This is a genomic window from Algivirga pacifica (genome assembly GCF_039543525.1).
GTDB classification, from domain to species: Bacteria; Bacteroidota; Bacteroidia; order Cytophagales; family Flammeovirgaceae; genus Algivirga; species Algivirga pacifica.
This window is the reverse complement of the sequence record NZ_BAABJX010000031.1, coordinates 1-8,157: the sequence shown is the minus strand read 5'-3', so window position 1 is coordinate 8,157 and position 8,157 is coordinate 1. Positions and strand designations below refer to the sequence as shown.

General features: G+C 44.4%; 2 protein-coding genes. Both read right to left on the bottom strand.

The genetic code is table 11. The features are described from left to right. On the bottom strand, positions 1-3,090 hold a 3,090-nt coding region (locus tag ABD985_RS10335; RefSeq protein WP_345371474.1), incomplete at its 3' end, for a SprB repeat-containing protein. 736 nt (positions 3,091-3,826) lie between these two features. Continuing rightward, positions 3,827-8,157 (bottom strand): T9SS type A sorting domain-containing protein (locus ABD985_RS10330; RefSeq protein WP_345371473.1); only part of this gene is annotated, 4,331 nt, incomplete at its 5' end.

Sequence of the window (8,157 nt, the reverse complement as noted above, 5' to 3'; positions counted from 1 at the left end):
TGCCCCTTGTGGCGGGAATGATATGTCCACGGCGTTGCCCAAGTAATCCTCTCCTGTCGCTACAATATTGTATGGCGCCGTCCCTCCAGAGATATTGCCGTTGATCACACCATTGCCGCCATAGCATTCCGCATCCTCTACCGAGTACGTTACCACTAGCTTCTCCGGTTGATCAATCGCATCATCGATCTCAAACATACAACCGTTCGCATCAGTAATTAATACATGGTACGTACCGGCAACATACTCAAACGCTGGAGTCAAATCACCTTCCCCTTGTGGCGGGAATGTAATGTCCACGGAGTTACCCAAGTAATCCTCTCCTGTCGCTACAATATTGTATGGTGCCGTGCCTCCAGAGATATTGCCATTGATCACGCCGTTACCCGCGTAGCACTTCGCATCCTCTACTGAATACGTTACCTCTAGCTTCTCCGGTTGACCGATCGCATCATCGATCTCAAACGTACAGCCGTTCGCATCAGTAATTAATACATGGTACGTGCCGGCTACATACTCAAACGCTGGCGTCAAATCGCCTGCCCCTTGTGGCGGGAATGATATGTCCACGGCGTTGCCCAAGTAATCCTCTCCTGTCGCTACTATCTGGTATGGTGCCGTACCTCCAGAGATATTGCCATTGATCGCGCCGTTGCCACCATAGCACTTCGCATCCTCTACCGAATACGTTACTACCAGCTTCTCCGGTTGACCGATCGCATCATCGATCTCAAAAGTACAGCCATTCGCATCAGTAATTAATACATGGTACGTACCGGCTACATACTCAAACGCTGGTGTCAAATCGCCTGCTCCTTGTGGCGGGAATGATATGTCTACGGGGTTACCCAAGTAATCCTCTCCTGTCGCTACTATCTGGTATGGTGCCGTCCCTCCTGAGATATTCCCGTTGATCACGCCGTTGCCCCCGTAGCATTGCGCATCCTCTACCGAATACGTTACTACCAGCTTCTCCGGTTGACCGATCGTATCATCGATCTCAAACGTACAACCGTTCGCATCAGTAATTAATACATGGTACGTGCCGGCAACATACTCAAACGCTGGCGTCAAATCGCCTGCCCCTTGTGGCGGGAATGAAATGTCCACGGGGTTACCCAAGTAATCCTCCCCTGTCGCTACTATCTGGTAAGGTGCCGTACCTCCCGAAATATTGCCATTGATCACGCCGTTGTCACCGTAGCATTCCGCATCCTCTACCGAATACGTTACTACCAGCTTCTCCGTCTCCGTCAACGTAAATGTTGTATCCATCGTACAACCATTTGCATCCGTTACTGTAACCTCATAAATTCCTGCAAGCAAATCATTCAAATCCTGATTATCATCTCCAGTACTCCAAGCATAACTGTAAGGCTGTACCCCTCCAATCACTTCCAAATCAATACTACCTGTTGGTTCTCCCGCACACAAAATATTAACCTGACTGCCAGTTAACTCTAATTTGTCTGGCTGACTAATCACAAAAGTAGTATCTACAGTACAACCTTCATTATCCGTTACCACTACAGTATAGTTCCCTGCAATCAAATTAGACCGAGTATCAGACGTTTCACTTTCCCCGACCCACTCATAACTATAAGGGGATGTTCCTCCAGAAACAGATACTGTGATCGTTCCTAAGGCATCCCCAAAACACAATAGATTCGTACTTGTCGAACCTTTCAAACTTAAATCAGAAGCGGCATTGACAACAAAAGTTTCAGTGGCAGAACAACCGGTATTATCATCAGTTACAGTTACCGTATATTGACCAGCTATCAAGCCGGTTAAATCTTGAGTCATCTCCCCATTACTCCAGTCATAACTGTACGTTCCTGAACCATTAGCTACCTCTAAGTCTATTGCTCCAGTTGAGGCTCCTCCACATTCGATGTCCGTTACCACTCCAGATAGGTCTATTTGATTGACCACAACTTGTGTCGTACAGACTGAAACGGCTCCTGAAAAAGAATCTGTAATAGTCACTCTTAGATCAAAATCAGAAGCACCATCAGTATCTATCAATACTGTATGGTCTGTTGAACTACCGATAAATTCTGCACCTATATTATCCGGTATAATTTCCCATTGATAAGTATATAAACTAGTAATTTCATTTGTAGGAAACTCTAAACTAAGCTCTAATATATCCCCCTCACAGCCCACTGAATCTCCATCAACATCACAGGTTGGAAAAAATAAAAAATTATCCGTAGCTATATTTCTTGATCGATCTCCCCCTCCTACATTAACATTAACCGTATCTCCCTGAGCTGTAATACACTTAAAGTCATCTATTCTAGTCTGAAAAGATCCTCCATTTATTGCCGAAGCTGTAAACGGCTCTGACAAATTTGATGGGTCCGCTCCCCACTCCAATCGATTAGAAATATGTACTCCAAATGCTAAAACTGCATCGGTAGTATCGTTATCTGCTTGAAACGTAATTCCTATTTTCCGAAAATCACCATCATTTATATAACTTCCTCCTGATAAATACTCCACGTTTGTAATCGTTCCTCCCCACATTACCAATTGTTTATCAGCCAAAGAAAGTCCTCCATAGCTCTCTACTAAAGGGTTGGTACTGACAGAGGTCGTTGGGTCCAACGTGGGAATTGCCACTCCAACGGATGGATCTGGAATGGTAAAGTTCGAAAATGGTGCCCCTGAAAAATCCGTTCCTTCTGTAGGATCTACCGTTTCTGCTGGATGAAAAAATTGATCATGTGGCTCTAAACGATCATAATTAGTAAAATAATCGTAGGCAATCTTTCCAGATACTCTTGTATCTATAGATAATACAAAATAGTATATCTTATTCTCATCTAGTTTTGAGAACTGTACGCGATAAGGCACTGAATAGCCTTCTATAAAATGTGCTTTATTCTCATTTAACCTACCATTTATCCAGGTTGAGTCTGGATCACTGGCAGGCCCATTTTGGAAATGTTCCAAAGATAGCCCTACTGCTTGTGCCTGCACTTCCTGAATGTAAAGCATCTGGCATGATAAAATACCAAGTAAGAGGATCATCCATTGTACTTTTCCAATAGGCATCCCTTTGGTGAACAATGAATGATTCATATTTGACGAGTTAAAAGTGTTAGTGATTCGGTTTTAGCAGCAATTCTATTCCTTCTGATATTTTCCTGATTGCAGGATAAAGTGTTTAAATCATAAGTGAATCGTGTGGTAGGCTGATAAAGTGGCAACCTCAAGGTGAGGTCATATCCACTTGTATGCTTTTTCTTTTGTCGTAGAAAAAGACACATAATTGGTATTAGGCTATACATCGTTGGGCTATTAATTAATTCTTCAATTGGATTGAAAGTCACACGACAGGGTAATCATGTGTAAGTTGTTAATCGAGGGATAATTTGCTTTTTCAGCAATCATTGTAATGGTGTAAGGTTTTATATTGGATTCATTAGGTTTTGATTTTTAGGGTATAACGTGAACATTTTACACCTATGAATCTAATGAAGCAGCTACTAGGGGCGCCAAAATGTTAACAGCCCTTTGCGTTTAATAAGAAAAAATCACATTTCAAGAAGAAAATCATTGTAGTAATCTAAACCCTTACTTGACATTTCTACTACATGAAAAAAAGTTCCTTCTCAACTCACTTTTTTTCATACATCTTATTTTACTTTTGGGGTAAAGATTTATTACATAAACTTCAGCTTACCAGTCGTTGGGAATCCTCTTAGATACTTTAATCAGAATACCTATGCTCATAAAAAAGAGGCTACCGTTTTGGTAGCCTCTTTACTCGTCACGGATACGCCAATGGCGTATCCCTACGATATTTTACTGTTTTCTAACGGATAATCAATTTCTCCGTCAGCACCTTATGATCATTTACAGCTTTCAGAATATACATTCCTTTGCCATACGTTCTCATATCAATCTGATTCTGTGATACTCCATTGGCATCCAACGTATGCACCAGTTGTCCAGCTGCATTGTAGATCTCTATATGGCTATCCACAAACTCGGTTGGCAACTCCAATGTGAAGAATCCTTCCGATGGATTTGGATAAACTTTCAGTTGCTCCGTGATGGAAAGTACATTTCTCTCAACACCCAAGTTAAACTCAAACTCACTGCTACATCCTCTTGCATTCAATACCGTCAGATTATAGATACCTGGCTTAAGATCACTTAGGTCTCTTGCTGATGAAGTGAATCCATCAGGGCCTCTCCACTCATAGCTATAAGCCACCTCTCCTTCAACTTCACTCATGGTAATCTCACCATCTTCTGACTCAATCGTTGAGGCATCTTTAACGATAAACCTAGCATAGCTAAAGTACTCACAAGTCATGTTTTTCACCATGTACGTGAAGGTCGCCACACAGCCGTTTCTATCGGCAACCGTTACTTCGTAAGCACCTGGTTCCAGATCCTTTACTAGAGGTGTGTTATAAGCTTCATACCCATTCGGACCTGACCAGCTGTACTGATACGGTGCTGTACCTCCTGTCACCATAATCGAGATACTACCATTTCTAGCTTGATCGTCATCTGCATGACGCATGTCCACTACATTGGCATAGATTCGACTGCGATCACAGCTGTTCTCCATACGCTCTCCATCTACTCTCATAAAGTAAGTGAAGTAGCCTGTACAACCATTTGCATCTTTCACCTTCAAGGTATACTGTCCTGCTGTCAGGTTTCTAGCCTCATTCGTATCTGAATTGAAGCCGTCTGGTCCCATCCAATAATATTGGTATGGCGCCTGACCACCTTGCAAGTCCACGATGATAAATCCATCTCTTGCTCCTCGATAACTCTCATCGGACTGTTTTACTTTTGCCGTGATTCTCACGCCTTCACAGTCTCCTCTTTCCGACTCATCACGATCTACTCGTAAGTAATAGGTAAAGTAGCCCTCACAACCATTCGCATCTACCACTTTCAAGGTATAGCGTCCCATGGTCAAGCCTTCGATATCTTCTGTCGTAGCCGTAAATCCATTCGGGCCTGTCCAGAAGTACGTATAAGGCTCATTTCCTCCTGTGATCGTTACATCTATTGCACCGTCAAAAGCGTTACGATAGCTTTCATTTGTGATCTTAGGGTTTGCTAACAAGCGCACCTCAGGACAAGGAATAAAGCGTGGTTCTTCCACCACTACTGTTGCCATTGCCGTACACTCATTCGCATCGGTAGCTGTTACCTTGTATGTACCTGCTGGAACTCCTTCCACGGTTGATGTAGTCCCGACAGTTTCGCCTTCAGAGTTTGTCCAGATATAAATATATCCTTCTACTGGAGCAGCTTCTACTTCTGCCATTCTGGCACCACCTTCCATCATCATAAATGGTGTTCCACCTGAAGCCATCGCTGATACACTACCATCTGAAGCTCCCGGTGCCGTTGCATCTGTACTGCTAGCCGTTACAGATACCGCTGTCTCTGGTTCTGTGATTTCCACTGAGATATTATTCGTCAGTCCTTCAGAATCTGTCAACTTAATTTGGTATACCCCTGCAGGAAGATTCAAGAACTCAAATGCACCTTCAACGCCTGTCAATGTCTCTGTCGTCATATCTGGCTTCGTCAGTTCAATGGTATATGGAGGGAATCCACCACTACCTTCACCTGATATAGATCCAGTACTTTCTCCTTTACATGGTACTGGAGTTGCTACAGCTGTCAAGCTTGGAGGAGGAGTTGTACTTTCCAAAATCTGTAATAAATCCTCATCCACACAACCATTCGCATCCACCGTTTGAATGAAATAGAATCCTGGGTCCAAGTCCTCTACGATATACTCTCCTGGCTCTAGGTCATTAAATACGGTATCCAAAGCACCTGTAATCGTTACCATATAGTTCGGCGTGCCTCCACTCAATGTAAACTTGAATGAACCATCCGGTACTCCCGGTACTATATTGTCAGACAATTTCTCGATGGTCAAACTAACTGCTTCATCCGGCTCTGTGATTTCCGTCTCACACATCTTCTCACACTCGTTATTATCTGTCACAAATACCTTGTACTTGCCTGCCGGAAGATTTTGGAAGATTACCTGGCCTGCAGCAACTGCGGAAGTATCAATCACAATACTGGCATCCTCGTTTTCAAACTGGATAAAGTAGCCTTCTGTTCCTCCTGAGAACGTTACGGTTACTGTTCCTGTACTATCTCCTGTACATGGTACTGGTGTCGATTCGCAAGCAATTTCAAGAGGAGTTGGTTCACTGATTGTCTCCTCCGCCATTGCAATACATCCATTTGCATCGGTTACGGTTACCATATAAGTACCTGCTGGTAATGGAATAGGACCGATCATTCCAGGATTAACATCAAAGAATGTCGTGTCAATAATACCATTGGTTGCTTGTATCTTATAAGGTGGTGTACCTCCAGTTAGAGAACCTGTGATTGCACCTAAATCTCCATTACAAAGTGCATCGATGGCTTGTGATTCGATCACAATGGCTGTCGGCTCCTCAATCACGGCGGTACAAGAGTCTGTACAATCGTTCTCGTCCATCACGACTACCTTATACGTGCCCGCTGGCAAGTTGCTTACCATAGCAGTACTGCCCACTGGGTTATCCTGGGCATCGGTCCATGCGTAAGTATACATGCCTGTACCTCCTTGAACCTCGACCTTCACGCTACCACTCGCTTCTCCATTACACAAGGCACTATCTGCTGAACAAGACAACTCTAAGCCTGCTGGCTCTTCAATTATAGCGGTACAAGAATCCGTACAATCGTTCTCGTCCATCACGACTACCTTATACGTGCCCGCTGGCAAGTTGCTTACCATAGCTGTACTGCCCACTGGGTTATCCTGAGCGTCGGTCCATGCATAAGTATACATGCCTGTACCTCCTTGAACCTCGACCTTCACGCTACCACTCGCTTCTCCATTACACAAGGCACTATCTGCTGAACAAGACAACTCTAATGCTGCTGGATCCTCAATTATAGCGGTACAAGAATCGGTACAATCATTCTCATCCATCACGACTACCTTATACGTACCCGCTGGCAGGTTGCTTACCATAGCTGTACTGCCTACTGGGTTATCCTGAGCATCGGTCCATGCGTAAGTATACATGCCCGTACCTCCTTGAACCTCAACCTTAACACTTCCGCTTGATTCTCCATTACACAAGGCACTATCCGCTGAACAAGACAACTCTAATGCTGCTGGCTCTTCAATCACAGCGGTACAAGAATCAGTACATTCGTTCTCGTCCATCACGACCACCTTATACGTACCCGCTGGCAAGTTGCTTACCATAGCCGTACTGCCTACTGGGTTATCCTGAGCATCGGTCCATGCGTAAGTATACATGCCTGTTCCTCCTTGAACCTCAACCTTAACACTGCCACTCGCTTCTCCATTACACAAGGCACTATCTGCTGAACAAGACAACTCTAATGCTGCTGGATCCTCAATTATAGCGGTACAAGAATCGGTACAATCATTCTCATCCATCACGACTACCTTATACGTACCCGCTGGCAGGTTGCTTACCATAGCTGTACTGCCTACTGGGTTATCCTGAGCATCGGTCCATGCATAAGTATACATGCCCGTACCTCCTTGAACCTCGACCTTTACACTACCACTCGCTTCTCCATTACACAAGGCACTATCTGCTGAACAAGACAATTCCAAGCCTGCTGGCTCTTCAATTATAGCGGTACAAGAATCAGTACATTCGTTCTCGTCCATCACGACCACCTTATACGTACCCGCTGGCAGGTTGCTTACCATAGCTGTACTGCCTACTGGGTTATCCTGAGCATCGGTCCATGCATAAGTATACATGCCTGTTCCTCCCTGAACCTCAACCTTAACGCTACCGCTTGATTCTCCATTACACAAGGCACTATCCGCTGAGCAAGACAACTCTAAGCCTGCTGGCTCTTCAATCACGGCAGTACAAGAGTCTGTACACTCGTTCTCGTCCATCACTACCACCTTATACGTACCCGCTGGTAAGTTGCTTACCATAGCTGTACTACCCACTGGGTTATCCTGAGCATCAGTCCATGTATAAGTATACATGCCTGTTCCTCCCTGAACCTCGACCTTAACACTGCCACTCGCTTCTCCATTACACAAGGCACTATCCGCTGAGCAAGACAACTCTAAGCCTGCTGGCTCTTCAATCA